General features: G+C 39.2%; 19 protein-coding genes and 1 tRNA gene. 10 read left to right on the forward strand and 10 right to left on the reverse strand.

The features are described from left to right. Nucleotides 1-2 precede the first annotated feature (2 nt). Nucleotides 3-78 (reverse strand) — tRNA-Phe (locus BM380_RS12510). 306 nt (nucleotides 79-384) lie between these two features. Between BM380_RS12510 and BM380_RS12515 the strand changes: the two genes are divergently transcribed. Next, on the forward strand, nucleotides 385-3,168 hold the full coding sequence (locus tag BM380_RS12515) for an ATP-binding protein (protein WP_090494636.1): 2,784 nt from the start codon (nucleotides 385-387) through the stop codon (nucleotides 3,166-3,168). Nucleotides 3,169-3,226: 58 nt separating this feature from the next. Here BM380_RS12515 and BM380_RS12520 read toward each other — a convergent pair whose 3' ends face one another. Together BM380_RS12520 and mutY are read right to left on the reverse strand one after the other, a co-directional pair. Next, the gene (locus tag BM380_RS12520) at nucleotides 3,227-3,499 is read right to left on the reverse strand and encodes an oxidative damage protection protein (protein ID WP_013464143.1); all 273 of its coding nucleotides are present in this window, start codon (nucleotides 3,497-3,499) and stop codon (nucleotides 3,227-3,229) included. A 33-nt stretch (nucleotides 3,500-3,532) separates the two neighbouring features. Then, the gene (mutY, locus tag BM380_RS12525; RefSeq protein ID WP_090494637.1) at nucleotides 3,533-4,594 is read right to left on the reverse strand and encodes an A/G-specific adenine glycosylase; all 1,062 of its coding nucleotides are present in this window, start codon (nucleotides 4,592-4,594) and stop codon (nucleotides 3,533-3,535) included. A 150-nt stretch (nucleotides 4,595-4,744) separates the two neighbouring features. Between mutY and trmB the strand changes: the two genes are divergently transcribed. The 4 genes from trmB (at nucleotide 4,745) to arcA (ending at nucleotide 9,496) form a co-directional block, all read left to right on the forward strand. Continuing rightward, entirely contained in the window at nucleotides 4,745-5,470 is a 726-nt protein-coding gene (gene trmB / locus BM380_RS12530) for a tRNA (guanosine(46)-N7)-methyltransferase TrmB (RefSeq protein WP_090494639.1), read from the forward strand. A gap of 36 nt (nucleotides 5,471-5,506) precedes the next feature. Next, complete coding sequence (locus tag BM380_RS12535; RefSeq protein WP_090494641.1) at nucleotides 5,507-6,532, forward strand: methyltransferase; 1,026 nt, start codon at nucleotides 5,507-5,509, stop codon at nucleotides 6,530-6,532. A 183-nt stretch (nucleotides 6,533-6,715) separates the two neighbouring features. Continuing rightward, nucleotides 6,716-8,320 carry an ATP-binding protein gene (locus tag BM380_RS12540; protein ID WP_028834378.1) on the forward strand — a complete coding sequence of 535 codons (1,605 nt, stop codon included), beginning with the start codon at nucleotides 6,716-6,718 and terminating at the stop codon, nucleotides 8,318-8,320. A 459-nt stretch (nucleotides 8,321-8,779) separates the two neighbouring features. Beyond that, nucleotides 8,780-9,496, forward strand: a complete 717-nt coding sequence (arcA, locus tag BM380_RS12545; RefSeq protein WP_008110444.1) for a two-component system response regulator ArcA — start codon at nucleotides 8,780-8,782, stop codon at nucleotides 9,494-9,496. Between the two features lie 7 nt (nucleotides 9,497-9,503). Here the strand turns inward: arcA and arcB are convergent, their stop codons facing one another. Then, nucleotides 9,504-11,822 carry an aerobic respiration two-component sensor histidine kinase ArcB gene (gene arcB / locus BM380_RS12550; protein ID WP_058154214.1) on the reverse strand — a complete coding sequence of 773 codons (2,319 nt, stop codon included), beginning with the start codon at nucleotides 11,820-11,822 and terminating at the stop codon, nucleotides 9,504-9,506. A gap of 207 nt (nucleotides 11,823-12,029) precedes the next feature. On the opposite strand from arcB, the gene folE2 reads away from it, so the two are divergent. From folE2 to BM380_RS12570, 4 genes are all read left to right on the forward strand, one after another. Further along, entirely contained in the window at nucleotides 12,030-12,950 is a 921-nt protein-coding gene (gene folE2 / locus BM380_RS12555) for a GTP cyclohydrolase FolE2 (RefSeq protein WP_016900622.1), read from the forward strand. A 102-nt stretch (nucleotides 12,951-13,052) separates the two neighbouring features. Next, complete coding sequence (locus tag BM380_RS12560) at nucleotides 13,053-13,649, forward strand: DUF2726 domain-containing protein (protein WP_013464137.1); 597 nt, start codon at nucleotides 13,053-13,055, stop codon at nucleotides 13,647-13,649. A gap of 109 nt (nucleotides 13,650-13,758) precedes the next feature. After that, entirely contained in the window at nucleotides 13,759-14,466 is a 708-nt protein-coding gene (mtnN, locus tag BM380_RS12565) for a 5'-methylthioadenosine/S-adenosylhomocysteine nucleosidase (RefSeq protein ID WP_016900621.1), read from the forward strand. After that, nucleotides 14,467-15,429 (forward strand): cobalamin biosynthesis protein CobD/CbiB, encoded by a 963-nt coding sequence (locus tag BM380_RS12570; protein ID WP_090494643.1) that lies wholly within the window; start codon nucleotides 14,467-14,469, stop codon nucleotides 15,427-15,429. 39 nt (nucleotides 15,430-15,468) lie between these two features. Here BM380_RS12570 and tyrS read toward each other — a convergent pair whose 3' ends face one another. Continuing rightward, entirely contained in the window at nucleotides 15,469-16,668 is a 1,200-nt protein-coding gene (gene tyrS / locus BM380_RS12575) for a tyrosine--tRNA ligase (RefSeq protein ID WP_016900619.1), read from the reverse strand. A gap of 490 nt (nucleotides 16,669-17,158) precedes the next feature. Here tyrS and BM380_RS12580 point away from each other — a divergent pair, with 490 nt between their 5' ends. Then, nucleotides 17,159-18,472, forward strand: coding sequence for a peptidoglycan DD-metalloendopeptidase family protein (locus BM380_RS12580; protein ID WP_013464133.1), 1,314 nt, complete (start codon nucleotides 17,159-17,161; stop codon nucleotides 18,470-18,472). A gap of 81 nt (nucleotides 18,473-18,553) precedes the next feature. Here BM380_RS12580 and BM380_RS18345 read toward each other — a convergent pair whose 3' ends face one another. The 5 genes from BM380_RS18345 to BM380_RS12600 all read right to left on the reverse strand — a co-directional run bounded on the left by BM380_RS18345 (nucleotide 18,554) and on the right by BM380_RS12600 (nucleotide 23,081). Further along, nucleotides 18,554-18,730: a hypothetical protein gene (locus BM380_RS18345; RefSeq protein WP_013464132.1), complete on the reverse strand. Its 177-nt coding sequence runs from the start codon at nucleotides 18,728-18,730 to the stop codon at nucleotides 18,554-18,556. A gap of 56 nt (nucleotides 18,731-18,786) precedes the next feature. Next, complete coding sequence (locus tag BM380_RS12585) at nucleotides 18,787-19,758, reverse strand: aldo/keto reductase (protein WP_016900618.1); 972 nt, start codon at nucleotides 19,756-19,758, stop codon at nucleotides 18,787-18,789. A 135-nt stretch (nucleotides 19,759-19,893) separates the two neighbouring features. Then, nucleotides 19,894-21,027: a sodium ion-translocating decarboxylase subunit beta gene (locus BM380_RS12590; protein ID WP_090494646.1), complete on the reverse strand. Its 1,134-nt coding sequence runs from the start codon at nucleotides 21,025-21,027 to the stop codon at nucleotides 19,894-19,896. A 14-nt stretch (nucleotides 21,028-21,041) separates the two neighbouring features. Beyond that, nucleotides 21,042-22,823 (reverse strand): sodium-extruding oxaloacetate decarboxylase subunit alpha, encoded by a 1,782-nt coding sequence (gene oadA, locus BM380_RS12595; RefSeq protein ID WP_016900617.1) that lies wholly within the window; start codon nucleotides 22,821-22,823, stop codon nucleotides 21,042-21,044. A gap of 12 nt (nucleotides 22,824-22,835) precedes the next feature. Then, complete coding sequence (locus tag BM380_RS12600; protein WP_013464128.1) at nucleotides 22,836-23,081, reverse strand: OadG family protein; 246 nt, start codon at nucleotides 23,079-23,081, stop codon at nucleotides 22,836-22,838. Between the last annotated feature and the right edge of the window lie 53 nt (nucleotides 23,082-23,134).

Below are 23,134 nucleotides of genomic sequence, written 5' to 3' on the forward strand. Positions count from 1 at the left end.
AATGGTGCCTCGACCCGGAATCGAACCAGGGACACGAGGATTTTCAATCCTCTGCTCTACCAACTGAGCTATCGAGGCACTTAAACAGTGCTAATTAAAAATCTTAACGGATTTTTAATGCAATTCCCAGCTAGCTCTACTGACTGGCTATCTGGGCGTGCGGCGTATTAAACGAGTTTTGCCCCTACAAGTCAACTTTTTTTTTCTTCTTTATAATCGTTTGAACGGTTTTCAAACAACTCGAGGCTATTTTCGTTAATACAGTGTATTTATCCAACAAAAGAGTTTAAAAAACGTAGTGAATTATTTTTTTTAGGTGTTACGATTGAATAATAACTTTCGGTACAGGCTTACCGTTTTAATAATAAGACCACAGGAAAACTCATGCAGAGCAAGCCCTCTTCAGCAATAAAAGGCCTACTACCTTTATTCTTAGTTAGTAACCTTATAATAACCGCATTATTTGTAGTCGCCTTTGCGCTTTATTCACAAAGCAATGCGGATAACAATACATCTGCTCCAGCCTCTACTTTATCGTTAACAAAACTTGCTGAGCGTCTTGATCAGCCTTTAGCAGAAGCATTAACAATATACGAGCAAGACAAGGTCACGCAATTACTCGATATGACCACCTTACTCAATGATGATTATAAATATACGCTCCACCGTTTTAATGCCAATAATCAAGCCGAGTTAGTTTATAGCAATAACAGTAAAGCAATTGCGCCTTTAGCTGTTAATAAACATATTAAAGAACAAAATACTCTTCATCATTTAATCTCATCAAAGGGGCAGATAATTGGAGAGCTTATTATTAAGCAAACACAGCCCTCAGTTACACCATCAAATCAACACTCACCACTAAATGCCTATGTTGTAGCCTTTGCTGCACTGGTGGTGCTGTTTGTATTAGCATTCATGTTGAATAAATACATTAACAAGCGATTACATAAAAATACAGATTCACTTACTCAAGAACTAAAAGAAATTACGCAAAATGATAACTATCAAAGCACCCTAAATGAGCAACTAGAGGGTGGTTTAGAAACGGTAGCTCAACAAGTTAATTTATTACTCAAAAAGGTGAGTAAGGTTCAAGCTGACGATCAAGCGGCAAAAAAAGAGTTAAAAAAATTACAAACAAGCCTTGAAACAGAAGTACAAAGCAGAACCTTTGAGTTAGAAAAACAAACGCAAAAAGCGCTAAAAGCCAGTGAAACTAAAACCACCTTTTTAGCCACTATGAGTCATGAAATAAGAACACCAATGAATGGCGTAATCGGTACCATTGATTTACTTCGTCAAACAGAACTTGATGGTGCACAGCAACGTTTAAGTACAATTATTCGTGAATCTGCATTTTCGTTACTCAGTATCTTAGATGATATTTTGGATTTTTCTAAAATTGAAGCAGGAAAGCTCAATATAGACCCGACTCCCTTCTCTGTTGCAGATACGCTAGAAGAAGTCGCAAAGGTGTTATCGTCTGTTGCAAAAAACCGTCACCTAGAACTCGATTTATCAATTGCACCCGATATTCCTAATAACCTTATGGGCGACTCAGTCAGGGTTCGCCAAGTACTTTATAACTTATGTAGCAATGCCATTAAATTTACCAGCACTAACGGCTCTACTCAAGGTAGGGTGAAAATATCGGTTGAAGTTGCACACAACACTGCCGATCATTTTACACTCCGTTTTTGTGTAGTTGATAACGGTAAAGGAATGAGTCAGTCTCAATTAAGGAAAATATTCAGCCCGTTTACTCAAGCTGAAAGCTCAATTACCCGAGAATTTGGCGGTACAGGACTTGGGCTTTCAATTTGTAAAAGCTTAACCGAGCTAATGCTTGGTACTATACATGTTACAAGCCATGAGGGGATTGGTAGTGAGTTTACCGTTGAACTGCCTTTTTCAACGGCAGGTAAAACTGAATTTGCTCATAAAAATACACTCAATAATAAACATGTTGTTGTTGTTAGTGACAATGCTGAACGCGGCAAGGTAATTTATCGTTACTTGTCATTCATGGGTGCCAAAATAACCTATGCCCATGAGCAAAAAGATATAGAAGATCATCAAGACACAAAGGATATTATTTGGGTTGTTGATGGTATTGACGACATGAGTAGCATTAGCACCTTGCTAAGAAGTTTACTTTACTCACTAGAAGATAATAATCAGCAAATGGTGGTATTAAGTAAGCTAGATGAAGCCGTTATTAATCATAAAAATATTTTTTATATTAATGCTTCACCACTGTGCAAATCTAACTTTATGCTTTCAATTTTGGTTGCGGCAGGCTTACATAAACCTAAGCAAATAAAAAAAGCTAAAAGCATGAATCATTACTTAAATTCAGAAGAAGCACTCGCTGCGAATAGGCTTGTTTTATTGGTAGAAGATAACTTACTAAACCAAGAGGTACTTACCGAGCAGTTACACATACTAGGGTATAGTGTGGAAGTAGCGAATAATGGTGAGGAAGGCATAGAGATGTGGCGTAAAAACAGCTATTCGCTCATCCTAACCGATTTACATATGCCGAAAATGTCTGGCTACGATATGGTTGAAAAGATTAGAGAAGAAGCAGCACTGTTAGAAGCAATCGACGCCCAACCTTATATTATTGCTGTAACAGCCAATGCCTTAAAAGGCGAAAGAGAACGCTGTTTAGCTGTGGGAATTAATGACTTTATAACTAAACCGATTGAGTTAAATGCGCTTGAGGACATATTAAATCAATGGAGCGATTTAGATAATAAACAGCCAAAACAAATTAGCTCAGCTGAAAAGCCAGCCATGCCTATTAACATGGAGTCTGCCAACAAATATATAAATGGCGATGATGCTAAAAAAATTCGCTTCTTTAAAATGTACTTAGAGCAAAGCCAAGAACAAATTAAATCAATCAACTTTGCGGTACTACAAAAGAGTCAAAGTGAAATTATAGCTGCCTGCCATCAATTGAAATCTATATCAAAAACAGTGGGGGCTAATATTGTGGCTGATTTAGCGCAGTCATTTGAGGATAAGTGTAAGGCTGATGAAATCAATGCCGATGAGTTAATTGAGATGAGAGATGAGCTCGAAATTGAATATTCAAGAGCAGCACAATTTTTAAAAGAACAAATTAGAAACCACGATCAACAAGATGACTTGATTTAACTAAACTGTTCATAGGTATGCACAACAAAAAAGGGCTTTTATAGCCCTTTTTTAACGATTATTTTTCTACTGGCTTATAGCCTTCAATCTCAACCTCTTTGCCTTCAAATAAAAAGCCAACCATTTGCTCTTCTAAAAAGGTACGATGTTCTGGGTCCATCATATTTAAATGCTTTTCGTTGATCAGCATCGTTTGTTTATGCTGCCACTGTCCCCATGCTTCTTTAGATATATTATTAAAAATCTTTTCGCCAATTTCCCCAGGATAAAGTTGAAATCCAAGGCCTTCAGCTTCTTTTTGTAACTTTTGACAAAATACAGTACGTGCCATGATTTATTCTCTCTAACGCTAAATGCTGCTAGTTTAACCTATTGGGCTCATTTGTTTAACCAACTTTTTAGTCGGTGCAGCTAAACCCACCTCTATTGATTGATCAAGTGGATACCATATTAATTGCTTGTCGTTCACCACATCAGGGATTTGCTGAACATTGAGCACATGTGGGTTTATGGTTAGCTCAAAATGTGAGAACACATGGCTAAAAGGCGCTAATATCTCAAGCTCACTTTTTAGCCCTTGCTGTGCTAAAAAAGTATCAAGCTCACTGTGCTCATTAAATTCAAAAAATCCAAATAACCCCCCCCAAATGCCACTACTTGGGCGTTTTTCCATGAGTACTTTGTCGTTATGTTTAATAATTAACTGATGACAACTTTTTTTAGGCACTGCTTTTTTAGGTTTAGAATGTGGGAACTCTTTAACCTTACCCGCATTAAAAGCACCACATTGTGTTTTTAACGGGCATGCTTCACAGTCAAAACGACTTCGTGAACAAAGGCTTGCCCCTAAATCCATCATAGCTTGATTAAACTCAGTCACATTATTTTTAGGGGTGAGTTGTTCACTTAAATGCCACAGCTGATTTTCTACCTTTTTGACGCCATACCAACCTTCAACCATGAAAAATCGTGCAAGCACCCTTTTTACATTGCCATCAAGAATAGGATGATGCTGCCCCAACGATAAAGATAAAACAGCACCGGCAGTGGAGCGTCCTATTCCGGGTAAATCCATTACCTCTTCAAGCGTGCTGGGAAACTGGCCTTGATATTTGTCTCGCACTATTTTGGCCGTTTTATGCAAGTTTCGCGCGCGTGCATAGTAACCTAGACCAGTCCAGTGATGCAGAACCTGATCTTCATCAGCATTTGCTAAAGCAATAATATCGGGAAAGCTTTGCATAAACTTTTCGAAATAGGGAATAACAGTCACAACTTGGGTTTGCTGCAACATCACCTCAGACACCCATACTTTATAAGGTGTTTTAGCTAATTGCCATGGCAATGTTTTGCGCCCATGGAGATGATACCAATCAACTACTTGGTTAGAAAACCAATCAGACTGCTGCTTTTTTAAATCCAACATATTTACTTTTTTACTAATGCTTAATGGCGGCTCAGTCTATTGTAGTTGTTGAAAAGATCAAGCTATAACGCCCTAGAGCTTGTCAAGCTTGCGCGGGTCAGGGATAATACGCAACCATTTTTAAACACACTGTTTTGTCAGGCCAATAATATGAGTGAATCAAGTAACAACAACCTTGAGCAAGCTAAGCAAGAAGGTAAGTATATCCGCACTATTCGTAGTTTTGTAAAACGCGAAGGCCGATTAACCAAAGGCCAAGCCGCTGCAATCGAAAAATGCTGGCCAACAATGGGGCTTGAGCATAAAAAAGGCCTACTTGATTTAAACGCAGTATTTGGCAATGACAATGATGTAGTGTTAGAAATTGGCTTTGGTATGGGCAAGTCATTGGTTGAAATGGCAAAAAACGCACCACATCTTAACTTTATCGGTATAGAAGTACATCGCCCAGGCGTTGGCGCGTGCTTAATGGATGCCGACGAAGCAGGCGTTACTAATCTTCGTGTATTTGAACACGACGCCGTTGAAGTCCTTGCAGATTGTATAAGTGATAAAAGCTTATCGACCTTACAATTGTTCTTCCCTGATCCATGGCACAAAAAGCGTCACCATAAGCGCCGTATTGTACAAACTGAGTTTGCAGAAAAACTACGTTCTAAATTAAAAATTGGCGGCGTTTTTCATATGGCAACCGATTGGGAAAACTATGCAGAGCATATGCTTGAAGTAATGCAAGCAGCACCTGGTTACAAAAACCAATCAGAGACTAACGACTATGTACCACGTCCTGATTTACGTCCGCTGACTAAGTTTGAACAACGTGGCCATCGTTTAGGCCATGGCGTATGGGATTTAATGTTCGAACGTACTAAATAACCGTTAATTAAATAATCAAGTAAGGTAAAGCCATTTATGAGCGTATTAACCAATCCGAGCCTATTATTACTTCGCAACAGCGAGGAGATAAAAGGTAAATCAATATTGGTGGTCAACTTTGTTCAAGATGGCTTTTTAAATGAGCTAAAAACGCTCAACCCACAAAGTAAAATAACGGCTTTTAGCTATAACCATGCAAATGGTGAATTTGCTAAAAACATATCGGGTATAAATGTAGAAGTTAATCACACGATTAGCGCCGGTGAATATGATTTAGTAATTCTTTATTACCCCAAGTCTAAGCCCGAGCTATTAATGGCATTAGACAACATACGCGCAGTGATAAGTAAAGAAGCTGAGCTGCTAGTCGTTGGCGAAAACAAAAGCGGTGTAAAATCAATTGAAAAGCAACTCGCCAATAAAACGGCGTTTAGTAATAAAATTGACTCTGCAAAACACTGCGTTTTATATTCATTTTCAGAAATAACCCTTAATTCAACATTTGATATTAGTACTTACCACAAAGAGTTTGTGGTAAACGTAAGTGATATTGAGTTTACTGCTGTAAGTATTCCTGGCGTGTTTAACCATGGCGCCCTTGATACCGGCACTAAAATGCTACTAGAAAATGCACCAAATTTAAAACACGGTAACGTTCTTGATTTTGGTTGTGGCGCGGGGCTTATTGCTACGTTTTTAGGGCTAAAAAATCCGGCTCTTACATTTACATGTAGTGATGTAAGCGCACTAGCTGCCTATGCAACAACACAAACGCTTAAACTTAATAACGTTAATGGTGAAGCCGTACTGAGCGATGGTTTAAACAGCATTGCAGGTAAGTTTGATTTAATTATTAGTAACCCACCATTTCATACCGGTATTGCAACTGACTACACAGTGGCCGAATCGTTTTTAAATAATGCTAAACAGCACCTAACTAAAACAGGTAAGCTCACTATTGTTGCTAATAGCTTTTTAAAATATCCACCTATTTTAGAAGCCCAATTTGATAGTTATCAAACGGTGTTTAAGAATAATAAGTTTGCTGTATACAGTAGCTAAAACTTATTATTAATCCCCTATCAAAACATAAATATGCGGTATATTAGCCGCATATTTACTTTATGACGTAGATTAACTGAGAATAAATAGTGTAATTAAGCTAATCTTTTTGCTTCACTTTTTCCTGTTTTTGCTAAACTAGTATTTATTACATTCACAATTGACACGGATGACCCTCTCGCAATGCCTAAAACTGTAGAGCAAAATAGCATTCGTAGCATATTGTTTAAAACCATCATGCTTATAACAGCCATCTGTTTGCTATTATCTCTTTCTATTTCTACTTACTTAAGTACACAAGAGCAAAAAAAGCAGCTGATTAGTAAACTTGTGCTGGTGTCAGAGATCATTGCCTTTGATGCAATGCCGTCATTACTAAATAAAAATAGACCTGCAGAAGAAAGGCGGTTAAAGCTTCTTCAACAAGTCTCATCGGTTACAAACTTACATATTTATGCGCTAGATGAGCAAACAAGAAAACCAGTATTTTTTACCAGTTTTAATGCCCGAAAATCGCCACCTGTACCAATCAAAACAGACAGTATTAACGACTTTATAGAACCCCAAGTAGGTGATGAGTTTATTGAATACATTACTCCAATACTCAATAATGATCAGTTACTGGGTTATGTGTATATTAGGGGCAGCTTGGATAACTTAAATGAGCTTATCACTAAAAAAATTATAATTGATATTGCCATTATCGCTTTAATACTTATTTTTATCTCTTTGATTATTTTAAGGCTACAAAAAAGGATAGCCAGCCCAATAGAAAACTTAAGCTTGTTACTGCAAAACATAGCTAAAAATCATAACTACTACGCCCGGGCGCCTTTAACAAACTTAACTGAAATAACCCGGCTTTCTAACAGCTTAAATGTAATGCTGGCGCGAACACAAAGACAAATAGAGCGCCACGAAGAAGATAAAAAAGAAATTAAGCTACTAAACTCAAATCTTGAAGAAAAAGTAAGCCAACGAACCATCGCGCTCAGAGAAGCAAATAAAGAGTTGCTATCTACACTTGAAAAGATGCACCAATACCAAACTCAAATTGTCGAAAACAAAAAAATGGCTTCATTAGGGCAAATGGTGGCAGGTGTAGCTCATGAGGTAAATACCCCTATAGGGCTTGGGATCACCGGTTCTACTTTACTAAGGGATAAACTCGCGGAGCTACAAATTAACTTTCAAAATAAGTCATTGACTGCCAGTCAATTTGAGCAATTTACTAACGATGGCATTGAAAACTTAGACCTCATCTACAGTAGTTTAAACCGTGTCGCAGAGCTTATTTCTAACTTTAAAAAAGTGGCCGTGATCAAAGATGATGAAATCACTAGCACCGTTCACTTACAGCAGCTCATAAACGATACATTATTGTCTATGGGGCAAGAATTAAGAATAAAAAATCCTAAAGTTCTTATAAATTGTCCAGCAGATTTAACCGTTGAAAGTAAAAAAGGGCCACTGCAGCAAGTTTTCCATCAACTAATTTTAAACTCCCTACTACACGGATTTGTAGCTGGCGGTGACAATGTAGTGCAAATTGATATTGTGGCAACAAACACAAAAACACAAATTACCTACACCGATAACGGCCTAGGTGTAGAGAGCAACATAAGAGCGAAAATTTTTGACCCCTTTGTTACTTCAAAACGCGGTCAAGGAGCCAGTGGATTAGGCATGCATTTAGTTTATAACTTAGTGACCCAGGCTTTGGCTGGAGAAATTGTGTTAGATACTGAGTATCAATCAGGAGCACGATTTATTATTACGCTATTTTAAAAAGTGAAATAAATCCGTTGTCTGCTCTTGAATTACGACTTTATGACCATACTAAGACAGCACTCATTGAACAGTTGTACCATTAATGCTGTATTTTCACACAATTAATGAACTTAATTGTGTTTAACATATCACATACATTGATGAAAAATTGTAAAGTGATATAATTTCGTTTTGAATTAGTCTGATTATTTTAAGTATCTTTAGGTGGTTGATGGATGTATCAATTATTAAAGGGAAATGGCTTCGACTTTATAATTCAAATTATACATCCAACGTTAAGTATCAATTAAGCCGCGGTTTTTAATAATACGTCAAAGTAGGTTTGGGCGCGCAGCTGTTTTTATCTAATTTGTTTTTACTTGTTAACATTTAGATATAATCCTATAATTCTAGTAGTCGGTTTTGATGATCACACCGATTTTAAAATAAAACACACTCCAAAAAGGTTAATTAAAAATGCAAACGCCAGTCATTCTGATCGTAGAGGATGAAGACGTAACTAGACTAAACCTCGTTAGTTTATTTGAAGCCGAAGGTTACAAAGTTATTGAAGCCATTGATGGCGATGATATGCATGATAAGCTTACAAATAACGATGACGTCAATCTTGTAGTTATGGACATCAACCTGCCAGGTAAAAACGGGCTTATTTTAGCTCGCGAATTACGCCAAAAACGCAAAGTTGGTCTTATTTTCTTAACAGGCCGTGACAACGATGTAGACCGTATTTTAGGTCTTGAAATTGGTGCTGATGACTATATTACTAAGCCTTTCAACCCGCGTGAATTAACTATTCGTGCTCGTAACTTAATTACGCGTACTGCATTAGGTGGTGAAGAGTCTGCTATTGAAACAAATGGCGTGATCACCTTTAACGGTTGGGAACTTGACGAAAACAGTCGTTGCCTTACTTCTCCAAACGGAGACGCGAAACGTCTACCTAAAGGCGAATACAGAGCACTGCGTTTAATGCTTGACTCTCCGGGTCGTATATTTAGCCGTGAGCAACTAATTAAACACATGACTGGCCGAGAGCTCCGCGCTAACGACCGTACGGTTGACGTAACAATTCGTCGTATCCGCAAACACTTTGAAAGCGACAACTCAACATCTGAGTTAATCAGCACCATCCATGGTGAAGGTTACCGTTTCATTGGTAAAATCGACAGCTAATTAGTTATTACTCTAATTGCTGTAAAAATAAATGAAGGGCCTGTTGTCCTTCATTTATTTTATCTGTTAACTCCTCAAGCCACACAGCTAACACTTCATCACTTTGCTCCAGCGCCCCATGCTCCATTTGCTTTGCATGCAACTGAACATCATTAAGACCCACCGAACCAGCGGCACCTTTTAATTTGTGCGCAACCGATTTGTACTCTTCTCTATCAGCAGCGTTTAACGAAGCTAATAGCTCTTGTTGGTACTGCGGATTTAGCTTTGCGAACAACTGGCTACTGCGTTTAAATACTTCAACGCCCATCGAATTTACAAAGTCTTCAATGGTTTCAACATCCAACAAGTCAGTATTAATTTGATTTAATAACGCTTGATTGACCACTCGTTGAGGAGCCTCGGTTAGCGCTTGCTTAATGCCAAAGAGTTCAGCGAGCATATTATCTAACTTGCTTGTGTTTATTGGTTTAGCTAGTGCGCCTTGAATAGATATACCCTCAAGCTCTTCTTCAGCACTGCGAACATTGGCCGTTAATGCCACTATTGGTAGCTGATCAAAATGACTTTGAGCGCGAATTTGTCTTGCTACTTCGTCACCATTAATATCAGGCAACTGCATATCAAGTAATACTAAATCTAAGTCATCTTCAGTTTCGACAAACGATAAAGCATCTTCACCCGTTTCAGCCCACAGCACTTCGTGTCCACGTTGCTCTAGTAGGTTAGTAGCAATTTCAGCATTAAGTGGCACATCCTCCACTAATAAAATATATAAGCTACGCCCAACATAACTATGTTCGGTAGGTGCACTACATAAATTCAGCGGAATTTGTACCGTAAAGCAGCTGCCCTCTCCTGGGGTACTATTAACCGTTATTGTGCCTTTCATTGCGCTTACTAACGCTTTGGTGACAGCTAAGCCAATACCTGAACCTATGGCATTGGTGCCTTTAAGATCTGGCGCTTTATAGTACATGTCAAAAATGCGTGTTAGTTGCTCTTGTGGAATACCTTCACCGGTATCGAGTATTTTAATAATAAGCCAAGGGCCATCTTCACGGTTTTCTCTGGCACAATCTAAGATTACGCTCCCTTGTTGAGTAAACTTAACGGCGTTATTAATTAAGTTCCACACCACTTGGCGTAAACGAGTCGGGTCAAGCAAAGCATATATGTCAAGCATGCCAGAACGCTTCACTTCAAACGAAAGCTCTTTTTGCTCAGCAATAAGGCCTGCAAAGTTAACTACATCGTTGATAAAGTCCGAAACATTAATTTCGTTGGCGGCAATATCTAACTGCTCACGGTCAATTTTATCTAAATCTATAATATCGTTGAATATGTTACCTAGCGTTTCGGCGCTTGAAAACACGGTATTACACCAACTGCGTTGCTGTTTGTTTAATTCGGTATCCAATAGCATACGCGTTAAGCCCACAATACCATTAAGCGGTGTACGTAACTCATGGCTTAATGTGGCAATAAATTTCCCTTTATCTTTATAAGCTGTTTCCAGTGCCTGCGCAGCTTCTTTACGACTGGTAATATCACGGCCAAACGCAAGTAAACCAATGTAATCCCCTTGTTCATTAATAAAGGGAAGTTTACGCAATTCAAACCACCTAATTTCACCGTTTACTGAGTACTCCACATCTATAGTTAAACCTTGGTGCGTACGCTCAACTTGCTCATCGGTTCTGAGTACTTCTGATAAAAAGTGGCTTGGGAATATTTCTTCTGCGGCTTTACCAATAAGTTCACCACTGGTTTTGCCCATTACCTCTTCAAACATTTTATTACAACCGGCAAACACCCCGTTGTTATCGCGGTAATAAAATAAATCCGGCGAGGAGTCTACTATTGAGCGCAGTAACATGCCTTGCTGTGCGAGTTCTTGTTGTGTTTTTTTACGCTCTGCAATTTCACGCCTAAGCTCTTCTATTGCTCGGTGTTTGGCATGAAAAGCCATTTTACGTTCGTCAATTTCAATATTTAAGCGGTTAATATTGTCTTTGAGGGTTTGATTTAAAAGCTTCTCTTGTTTTGTGGCACTATCTAAATAAGCATAAGAGGCATCAAGTTGCCGAATAGAGTTTAATAATATACTGATAACTAAAGGAGAAACAACCGAGGTAAAAAATACCACGGCGAGTATATCAACCAAGTTTACTTCGCCTATGGCAACGTAATAAAACATACTTGATAAAACCAGCGATATTGTTAGTAATAATGCATAGCAAATAGCAGCAGTTTTAAACTCACCAAAACGAGTTATTGAACTGGAAAGAACTCGAACCCACGGGTTCAAAGAAGAATCAGTCATATATCAGTTTTTCTCTTAGCTAAATGCTTAGGGTCTGTTGACCTTTCAAGGTTAAAGGCTAATTTTAGCATTTTCTATCAGCTATTTTCATGTTGTGCGACAAAAACAATAAAATTTCATGTTTGGTGTTATTTGCTGCATTTCAGCAAATCTTTATTTAGTGTAAAATGCGGCGTTTTAAATATTGCAAATAACGAGTAACGTATCATGCAAAAAACTATGCCAGATATTGCTAACACGGCTGCCGCATTACAAACAGGTAAATTAGACTGGGTAGGTATGGGCGATATAGAGCTGCCTTTTATTTTTGAATCTCTTGATTTAGCTCCAGTTACCGTTAATGCAAAAGCACGCGCCTTTGTTAATTTACACAAAGAAGATGCTAAAGGCATTCATATGTCGCGACTATTTTTAGCGTTGGATCACCTCTCAACTGAGCAACAGGTCAATCCACAAACCTTAGCACAAGCCTTAGATACCTTTATCACCAGTCATGAAGGCTTAAGTGATAAAGCACACATTGAATTTAAATTTGAATTGCCGCTACGCCGTAAGTCATTACTTAGTGGTAAAGCAGGTTGGAAAAGCTATCCCATTGTACTTACCAGCACTATAAATCAAGGCGTTATTAGTTTTGAGCTCAGCGTTGATGTGACTTATTCATCAACTTGCCCCTGTTCTGCAGCACTGGCTCGCCAATTAATTCAAAACGCATTCAGCGAAAAGTTTTCTCAAGAAACACTCACTCAATCAGAAGTTTTAGAGTGGCTTGGAACAACTCAAGGGATTGTAGCAACCCCGCATTCACAGCGTTCAATTGCTAATGTTAAAGTTAAATTAGCAAATAACATTGAACAGTTTGATGTGGTTAACTTAATAAACTTACTAGAAGATGAGCTAAAAACACCAGTACAAGCTGCGGTAAAACGTGAAGACGAACAAGAGTTTGCTCGCTTAAACGGTCAAAATTTAATGTTTTGTGAAGACGCAGCACGAAAAATTAAAACGACGTTAGAGTCAAAAGAGTTTAGCGATTACTTCCTGCAAATTAACCATTATGAGTCTTTACATGCTCATGATGCAGTTGCGATTGCCGTAAAAGGTATTGAAGGCGGCTATAAAGCATAATAGCGATCATCCCCATTCGTTAATAAAACAACCATAACAACTATTTGGGCACATAAATTGCTTTAGAAAAGCAGTGTCAATTTGTTGTTATGGAGTTACCGTATGGAATTCGCTTTATTATTAATATTAGTGCTAGTTGTTGGGGCATCTGTCGTTGCGTCAAAATTTAATGATGACGGCGGAAACCCTTATCCTTTTACTCGTAAGCAAAGTGTATTTACCCAAGTAGAAGGGGCGTTTCTGAATTTATTAGAGCGCGCTGTTGGCGATCAATATAAAATTGTTAGTCGCGTTAAACTAATCGATGTGATTGACTGTAAACAAGGCCTGTCTGTTAAATCTAAACGTGCGGCAATGGCTAAAGCAAAAAATAAGCAGCTAGACTTTGTTTTAGTAGATAAAGAAAAAATGACCATAGTGGCTGCGGTTGACTTAGTTAATAACGCCAATAAAGATGGCCACAAAGCACAGCGCGACTGGTTTGTTAATGGCGCATTGGAAGCCGCAGGTATTCCACATATTCGTATGAAAGTGAAGGCAGGCTACCGCCCAAGCGAAGTACGCGATGCAATTATGTTTAAATTAGGTAAGCCAGCGGCATCTAAACCTTCACGACCTACGCGTGCTAGAGTTCATAAACCTGCGGTATTGTCTCCTTCTCAAGCAAAGGCACAATCAACAGCCCTTGCTGAAATATAATCAATAAGTTTATAAAGTGCGGGCTTTTTAAGCTCGCATTTTTGTTTGTTTTACCCCACGTTATTTTTTGCAGTATAATCACCGTATTCAAACTCAGGAATTTAACACTATGAATGTTGGTATTATTGGCGCAATGGAGCCAGAAGTTAAAATTTTGCGCGAGGCGATGCAAAATCCACAAGTTTTAACCAAGGCTGGTTTTACTTTTTACACAGGCGAGCTTGCAGGCAATACCGTCACTTTAGTGCAATCAGGTATTGGTAAAGTCGCTTCGACAATCGCAACCACATTACTTATCGATAACTTCAATCCAGATTGTGTTATTAACACTGGCTCTGCCGGTGGATTCGACCCATCACTAAACGTTGGCGATGTAGTAATTTCATCTGAAGTACGTCATCACGATGTTGATGTAACAGCGTTTGGTTACGAAATTGGCCAAGTACCACAAATGCCAGCAGGTTTTACTGCTCACCCTAAACTTGTAGAAGCAGCCGAGCAAACAATTGCACAAATTAGTGAAGTAAAAACCCTTGTTGGTTTAATTTGCACTGGCGACTCGTTTATGTGCGACCCTGTTCGTATTGAAAAAGCACGCAGTGACTTCCCTACAATGCTAGCAGTAGAGATGGAAGGTGCATCAATTGCGCAAACGTGTTTTGCACTTAATACACCATTTGTTGTTATTCGCTCAATGTCTGATATTGCAGGCAAAGAGTCGCCGCAATCATTTGAAGAATACTTAGAAACAGCCTCTATAAATTCATCAAAAATGGTCGTAGCTTTACTTGAGAAATTAACGGCGGTTACGCTGTAAATGCTCAATAATATTGTTCAAAATCATTTGGACTTTATTGTATTTATTTGTGCGCTCCTTGCTGAGCGCTTTTTACCTTTAGTAAGTTGGTATCACCCTAACCACATACTCTCTGCTATTTTTAGCGCTATAAGCCAGCGTATTTATAAAAAAACAGACACCAAGCAATATCATTATTTAGCAGCCTCAATGGCAAGTACGCTTATACTTAGTACTGTGCTTATTATTGTAGTTTTACTGCTTCAGTTTGCCTTTTACCCCGAGCTGTTATCAGGTCTTATTTTATATTTATGCCTAGAAAACAGTAGCCTGAATAAAAAAGCGATACGCATAGCTAGGCTAGTCAAAAAAAATCAAAAATCGACAGCACGCGAATTATTAAAGCCACTAGTAGCCCGTGAAGTTAATGCACTTTCAAGCCCCGGGATCATTAAAGCCATTATGGAAAGTGTCATACTTAGAACGGCGCGTCATTACTTTGTGGTAATTTTCATATTTTTAGTATTGGGCCCCGTCGCCGCTCTCGCCTATCGTTTAATCACTTTAATTCAACAGGCGTGGCGAAGTGATATAGCCCCTAACAGCTCTTTTTTGATGCCGCTTAAACTGGTTCTTTTTATTGTTGAGTACATTCCCATACGTTTACTCGCGCTGACAATTGCCTCACTAAAGGCCAGTAAAAAAAGCATGCATTATATTAAGCATTATGGCCGACACTTCTATCAAACCAATACAGGCTGGTTACTTAGTGTATGTTCTGCATCTTTGGGGGTACAACTTGGTGGGCCTGCTATTTATAATACACAGCGTTTTAATAAAATGCGTGTCGGTGTAGAGCGTCTTCCCAACGCCGATGACGTACCACAACTACTCAATACACTTAACCAAACTCGCTTTTTTTGGCTTCTGATTATTATTAGCGTTGAAATTATTAAGGCTGTTCTCGTTTTTAAGTTCGTATAAAAAAACCAGCCGTAGCTGGTTTTTATAATGTCCGCAGTTTTAAGCTACGGTGATATTTGCAAATTTGCGTTTACCTACTTGGTAAATAGCCGTTGTGCCTTTTGCAATTTCCAATTTGGTATCTGTAATTTTGTCTTCGCCGTTAAGCTTTACAGCACCTTGTTTGATCATCCTCATGGCCTCTGAGGTACTCGCCACTAAGCCCGCTTCTTTAAGTAAGTTAGCGATTAAAATTGACTCTTCATTAATATTAACTGTCAGCTCAGGGATTTCATCTGGCAAGGCTTTTTTCTGAAAACGCTGAATGAAATCATCATGAGCAGCTTGCGCATCAGCTTCACTGTGAAAACGCGCAATTAGCTCTTTAGCTAATTCAATTTTAATATCGCGCGGGTTAGTACCCTGCTCTACACGCTGTTTTTGCGCTGCAATTTGCTCAATAGAAAGGCTACTTAACAAATCGTAGTAACGCCACATGAGTACGTCGCTAATTGACATGATTTTACCGAACATATCTGAAGGCGTATCAGTAATACCAATATAATTACCGAGTGACTTCGACATTTTCTGAACGCCGTCAGTTCCCTCAAGTAAAGGCATCATTAATACTGTTTGTGGTTTTTGACCTTCATCTTTTTGCAGCTCACGACCCATTAATAGGTTAAAACGCTGATCGGTGCCCCCTAGCTCAACATCTGACTCTAATGCGACTGAATCCCAGCCTTGCACCAGTGGATACAAAAACTCATGAATCGCAATCGATTGACCGCCAGCATAGCGCTTTTTAAAATCATCACGCTCAAGCATACGCGCCACAGTTTGACGCGCGGCTAATTTTATCATCCCCGCAGCGCCCAACTTCTCCATCCACGTAGAGTTAAAAGCGACGGTTGTTTTAGCCGGGTCTAAAATTTTGAACACCTGCTCTTTATAGGTTTCGGCGTTGGCAAGCACGTCATCACGTGTAAGTGGTTTACGGGTCACATTTTTGCCCGTTGGATCGCCAATCATACCGGTAAAATCACCAATTAAAAAAATAACCTCATGACCTAAATCTTGAAAGGTTTTCATTTTATTAATGAGTACCGTGTGACCTAGGTGTAAATCTGGAGCCGTAGGATCAAAACCAGCTTTAATTTTTAGCTTTTTCCCCGACTTTAATTTTTCAACCAACTCATCTTCAATTAATATCTCTTCTGCACCGCGTTTTATCTCTGCTAGAGCGGTTTGTAAATCCACTGTGTGTTACTCCAAAAAATTCTGACAACGAAGGGGTGTAATATGCTCACGGTTTATTGCTAGCGCGTTATCACAAAGCAAATAAAACTATTTAGCTAACATAACAAATTTCCACCTAATTAGAACAACTTTTTTAACTAATCGCAGCACCAACTAAAATGCAGGGTGTACGTTCTAAAAGGGGATATAAACGAGCGATTAATAATACGCCAAAAGTGTTTATCACAAACTAAAAACAGTTTACAAATTAATCACTTCTCGTAATTAAACCGTTTTATAAGCTAATTTAACATTATGATGAAAAAGCAAAGTATCCAAGAATATAAAATAGTGTAACAGTTCAACTTTAAACACAAACAGCCTGAATACCCTATGATTTTAGCCTAATTTAACTCGAGTTTAAATCTACAAAATACTAGTATTCACAGATTATTCGTTATATCCTGCAATATAACCTATTTATTATCTTGACAGCAGAAAAAGGCACGTTATGGTTCACGTGGTTAACACGCTCCCCAAAAAACACAAAATGCTTATTCTAGGTTTGGTTTCTGCTATTGTTGCCTTAGCCTTTCTTCCTTCTGAAAAAGCCACTGCATCCAAAGACAATAGTGAAAACACACTAGAAATTGGTAAGCGCTATGAATTACAAATTAAAGTAGGTGAGAACGAAAAACTCACTGACCTTAATTCAGAGCAGGCAGCACAAAAACTTCCAGAATATGATTTTGTCGATCACCAAGTTAAAAATGGTGACAACTTAGCGATTATTTTTAAGCGCGCTGGTTTTTCTGCACAAACGCTGCATAAACTTGTAAACACCAACGCTGAAACACGTAAGCTAACTAAAATTCACCCAGGTGAAACGTTAAGCTTTGCTACCGCCGAAGACGGTTCATTAGCTCAATTACGCTACGTTATTTCTAAAACGGATACGCTATTCGTCACACTTAATGACGAAGGCCAATACGACACCTCAATTGACAGCAAAGAAATAGAAACACTGAGCAAAACAGCCGGTGGGGAAATTTCAAGTAGCTTTTGGACCTCTGCAATTGCAGCAGGTTTAAGTGAACGCCAAATCATGAACTTTGCCGATATATTTGGTTGGGACGTCGATTTTGCAAACGACATTCGCAAGGGTGATGAATTTGGCTTAATTTATGAATCTCATTTTGTTGACGGTGAGTTTATTGGCACCGGTAAAATTATTGCCGCTGAATTTATAAACCAAGGTGAGCGTTACACCGCTATTCGTCACACAGACGGTAACTTTTACACCCCTGAAGGCCGTAGTATGAAAAAAGCCTTTTTGCGTGCGCCTGTTAATTTCAAATATATTAGTTCAAGCTTTAACCCTCGCCGCCTACACCCTGTTACAGGGCAAGTGAAAGCACATCGCGGCATTGATTACGCTGCACGCACAGGCACGCCAGTTGTATCATCGGGTAATGGTAAAGTAATTAAAGCAGGCTATAGCAAATATAATGGTAATTACGTATTTATTAGCCATGGTACTCAATATGTTACTAAGTACTTACACCTTAACAAGCGCCTAGTCAGAACAGGGCAAAAGGTAAAACAGGGAGAAAAAATAGGTACTGTTGGCTCAACTGGTCGTGTAACCGGTGCGCATTTACATTATGAGTTTTTGGTTAACGGCGTTCACCGTAACCCTAAAACCGTAAAACTACCTAAGTCTGAACCATTACCTCGTTCAGAGCTTGCTAAATTTAAGCCTATTGCTGATAACTTTATCGCACAACTAGAGCGTAATCGTGAGCTACAACTAGCACTTAGATAACCACTTCACTGATTAAATAAAAAAGCCTTTGTTGGGGTTACCCGCAAAGGCTTTTTTGTGTGTGATATTTAAGTTTCAATCTTAATTTACAAGTACATAAATTAGCTGCACAACCAAAGATATCATGACTAATGGCCAAATATACTTGCTGTATTTGGTAGCACCCTCTAGCCCCATTTTACTTTGGTACTTTTCTAGCAAAGGAATAATGATCACCAAAGCAATTACTAAGCTAATTAAAATGACAAATATATTCATATCAACACCTTTGTATTATACCAATTCGTTTAAATAATATTGAAACGGGTATTAACTTACGGCAAAGCGCAGCCTTTCGCGCTAATATATAACTCATACCAATGCTCTCGACTTAAGTTAATATTAATTGCATCACTCGATGCCTTAATACGATCTACATTAGTTGTGCCTATAATTGGCTGAATCGATGCAGGATGGCGAAGTAGCCATGCCAATACAATAGCTTCTGCACTTGTGCCATATAAAACGGCAAGCTTACTAACTAAAATACTCGTGTTTACATCCGCTTGTGACGCTTTTGATAGGTCACCGCCTGAGTATAAACCTTGGCACAAACTGCCCCAACTCTGAATTTGAATGTCATGCTCACGACAATACTCAACACACCCTGGGGTAAAGTTTATATCTTTGCCATCGGCATTACCTACATAAATGCCCTCATCAACCCACTGATGTTTTTGTAAACTGGCCTCTATTTGATTTGCTACAATTGGCATATCTAAAGCGCGCTGCAAAAACCTTATTTGATGTTGAGACATATTAGAAACTGCAAAATGACGCACTTTGCCACTTTCTTTTAAACAGCTAAATATTTGCGCAACTTCCTCCACCTCCATTAATGGATCAGGGCGATGCAACATAAGCACATCTAAGTAGTCGGTATTTAATCGTTTAAGTGAGCCCTCAACAGAACGCTCAATCCAATCAGCAGAAAAATCATAACGCTGCGGGTTTTTCTCATCAGCAAAGCGAATACCACACTTAGACTGAATATACATTTGTTCTCTAAGCTCAGGACGTTCAGCCAACGCTTTACCAAAAACGTGCTCAGCTTTGCCTAAGGTATAAATATCAGCGTGATCAAAAAAGTTAATCCCGCTTTCAAATGCTGCGTCTATGCATGAATGGGCTTGCTTTAAGTGCCCACTGTTGATGGCGTCTTTATTCCAAGCACCTCCTAAACCCATACAACCAAATACAAGCTTACTAACCTTGGGTAAATATTTTGCCAGCGGAGTGTGTAACATTTGACAGCCCTTTTAAAAAAATGAAGAGTGATTACTTTAAACAAAAAACCCTATACAAGAAACCGCTTAATCTAAAACATTAAATTTTAGGCAAAAAAAAAGCGCAGTAAACTGCGCTAATGGTTGGATTAAATATTACTTGCCAACAAGTGCTAATAAAATACCTGCAGCAACAGCACTTCCCAGTACGCCAGCTACATTAGGCCCCATGGCATGCATCAGTAAAAAGTTGTGCGGGTTATTTTCAAGACCGACTTTATTAACTACACGAGCCGCCATAGGAACAGCCGATACACCCGCTGCACCAATTAATGGATTAATTGGGGTTTTTGATATTTTATTTAAGCCTTTTGCCATAAATACACCTGAGGCCGTACCAATAGCAAACGCCATTGCGCCCAGTACTAAAATACCAATGGTTTCCACTGTTAAGAACTGCTCGGCAGCAAGCTTAGAGCCTACCGCTAGTCCTAGAAATATGGTGGTTATATTAATAATTTCGTTTTGAGCACTGTTACTTAGCCTATCGACCACACCCGACTCACGCATTAAGTTACCCAAACAAAACATACCAACCAGTGGAATGGCGGCTGGTAAAAAGAGCGCAGTTAAAGTAAGTACCATCAGCGGAAAAATAATTTTTTCCTTTTTTGATACTTTACGCAGTTCTGGCATTTGAATTTTACGCTCTTCAGGCGTTGTAAACGCACGCATGATAGGCGGCTGAATAATAGGAACCAACGCCATGTATGAGTACGCTGCTACGGCTATAGCGCCTAATAAATCAGGCGCCAGCTTTGACGCTAGAAAGATAGCGGTTGGCCCATCAGCGCCACCAATAATGGCAATTGCTGACGCATCTTGTAAACTAAACTCAAACCCTGGAATAAAGTTAAGTAAAATAGCCCCAAATAAGGTAGCAAAAATACCAAACTGCGCCGCAGCACCTAATAACAACATACGCGGGTTGGCAATTAAGGCACTAAAGTCAGTGAGCGCGCCCACTCCCATAAATATTAATAACGGAAAAATTCCGGTATCAATACCTACATAGTAAACATAATAAAGTAAGCCACCAGGGTCAGATAAACCTGCCACAGGAATATTAGTTAAAATAGCCCCAAAACCAATGGGCAGCAATAGTAGCGGCTCAAAGTTTTTAACTATAGCTAAAAATAATAACAAACAACCAACGGCAATCATGATCAGCCCAGGAAATGTAAAGTTAGCAATGCCTGTGGCATGCCAGAGGTTTAAAATACCATCCATCCTCTAATTACTCCTTAAGCTAATGCAATCATTGCATCGCCGGTTGACACTGAATCACCTTCAGAGACAAGCACGTCTGCAATTGTACCGGTATGCATGGCGCGTACTTCGGTTTCCATTTTCATGGCTTCCATAATAATCACCACATCACCTTCATTTACTACCTGACCTGGCTTTACTTTAATTTTAAAGATATTACCGGCAAGTGGCGCATTAAGAGTTTCACCTGAGGCAACTGATGCCGACTGTGGAATATGCTCAGAGTCTTTTAGCGTCACCTCTTTAAGCTCACCGCCTTGAGCAACCACGACATCGTATACTTTGCCATCTACTTTAACGCTGTATTGCTCAGCCTTAACGCCTTTATTGTTTGCCGCTGATTTTTCAGGTGCTTTATTGGAGCTATCATCAGCGCTAGGAACAGGTTCAAATGCGTCAGGGTTATTGCGGTTTTTAATAAACTTCAAACCAATTTGTGGGAATAAGGCATACGTGAGCACATCATCAATTTGCTCATCAGCAAGCGTTAAGCCTTGCTCTTGCGCAAGTTTACTTAATTCAGCCTCAAGCGTTTCAAGTTCAGGTTTGATCACATCTGCAGGGCGACAGGTAATTGCTTCGCTGCCATCAAGTACACGCTCTTGTAACTCTTTATTCATAGGAGCAGGTGTCGAACCATACTCACCTTTTAATACGCCAGCGGTTTCTTTGGTGATGGTTTTATAGCGCTCGCCAGTAAGCACATTAAGTACTGCCTGAGTACCAACAATTTGCGAGGTCGGTGTAACTAATGGAATAAAGCCCAAATCCTCACGCACCCGTGGAATTTCAAGTAATACTTCGTTTAGTTTATCAGCAGCGCCTTGTTCTTTAAGCTGATTTTCCATGTTAGTTAACATACCACCTGGCACTTGGGCTAATAAAATTCGGCCATCAACACCTTTTAAACTGCCTTCAAACGCAGCGTACTTTTTACGTACGTCTCTAAAGTAAGCTGCAATTTCTTCAAGGTGGTTTAAATCAAGCCCAGTATCACGCTCAGTACCTTCCACGATTGCAGCAATTGTTTCAGTTGCTGAATGACCATAAGTCATACTCATAGACGATACAGCCGTATCGAGCATATCAATACCGGCATCAATCGCTTTTTGATACGTTGCGGTACTTAAACCCGTTGTTGCATGACATTGCATGGCAATAGGAATTGAAACCGTTTCTTTTAAGCCTTTAATCAGTTTTTCTGCATCGTAAGGCTTAAGCAATCCCGCCATATCTTTAATACAAATTGAATGACAACCTAATTCTTCAAGCTGCTTAGCAAGTGTTAGCCACATATCCAATGTGTGTACTGGGCTTACCGTGTAAGAAATCGTACCTTGGGCATGCGCGCCTACTTTAACCGCCGCTTTTATGGCAGTTTCTAAGTTACGTACATCATTCATGGCATCAAAAATACGAAATACGTCTACGCCATTTTTGTGTGCGCGCTCAACAAACTTTTCAACAACGTCATCAGCATAATGGCGATACCCCAATAAGTTTTGACCGCGAAGTAACATTTGCTGGGGTGTATTTGGCATCGCCTTTTTAAGCGCGCGAATACGCTCCCACGGATCTTCGCCTAAATAACGAATACATGAGTCAAAGGTAGCCCCACCCCAAGACTCTATAGACCAATAACCTGCGTCATCAATTTTTTTTGCAATAGGTAACATGTCGTCTAATCGCATGCGGGTAGCTAAAAGCGACTGATGTGCGTCTCGAAGTACGAGTTCTGTTATTTTTAATTTAGCCATTGGTATGCTCCTCTAATTATTATTTGTTTTGTACTGAGCAATGGCAGCACTAATTGCAGCGATGTGCTCATTTGGCACACCTTGAGATTTAAAAGATGGTGTTCTCTGTGATACTTCAAGTTCTGGCTGAGAAAATTTGCTAGCCAGCTTAGACATAACTGTCACTGCACCAATCAATAAAGAAAGAAATACAAACACCCCCACCATACCGGTTAGCATTAAATTGCCTGCAGTTGTGAGCAAAGCCCCTATATCCATAATTCTCCCCTGTTCAAAACTGAATACATAAAAAGTCAGTTTATTTAAATAAA

It is taken from the genome of Pseudoalteromonas sp. DSM 26666 (assembly GCF_900116475.1).
Classification (GTDB): Bacteria; Pseudomonadota; Gammaproteobacteria; order Enterobacterales; family Alteromonadaceae; genus Pseudoalteromonas; species Pseudoalteromonas tetraodonis.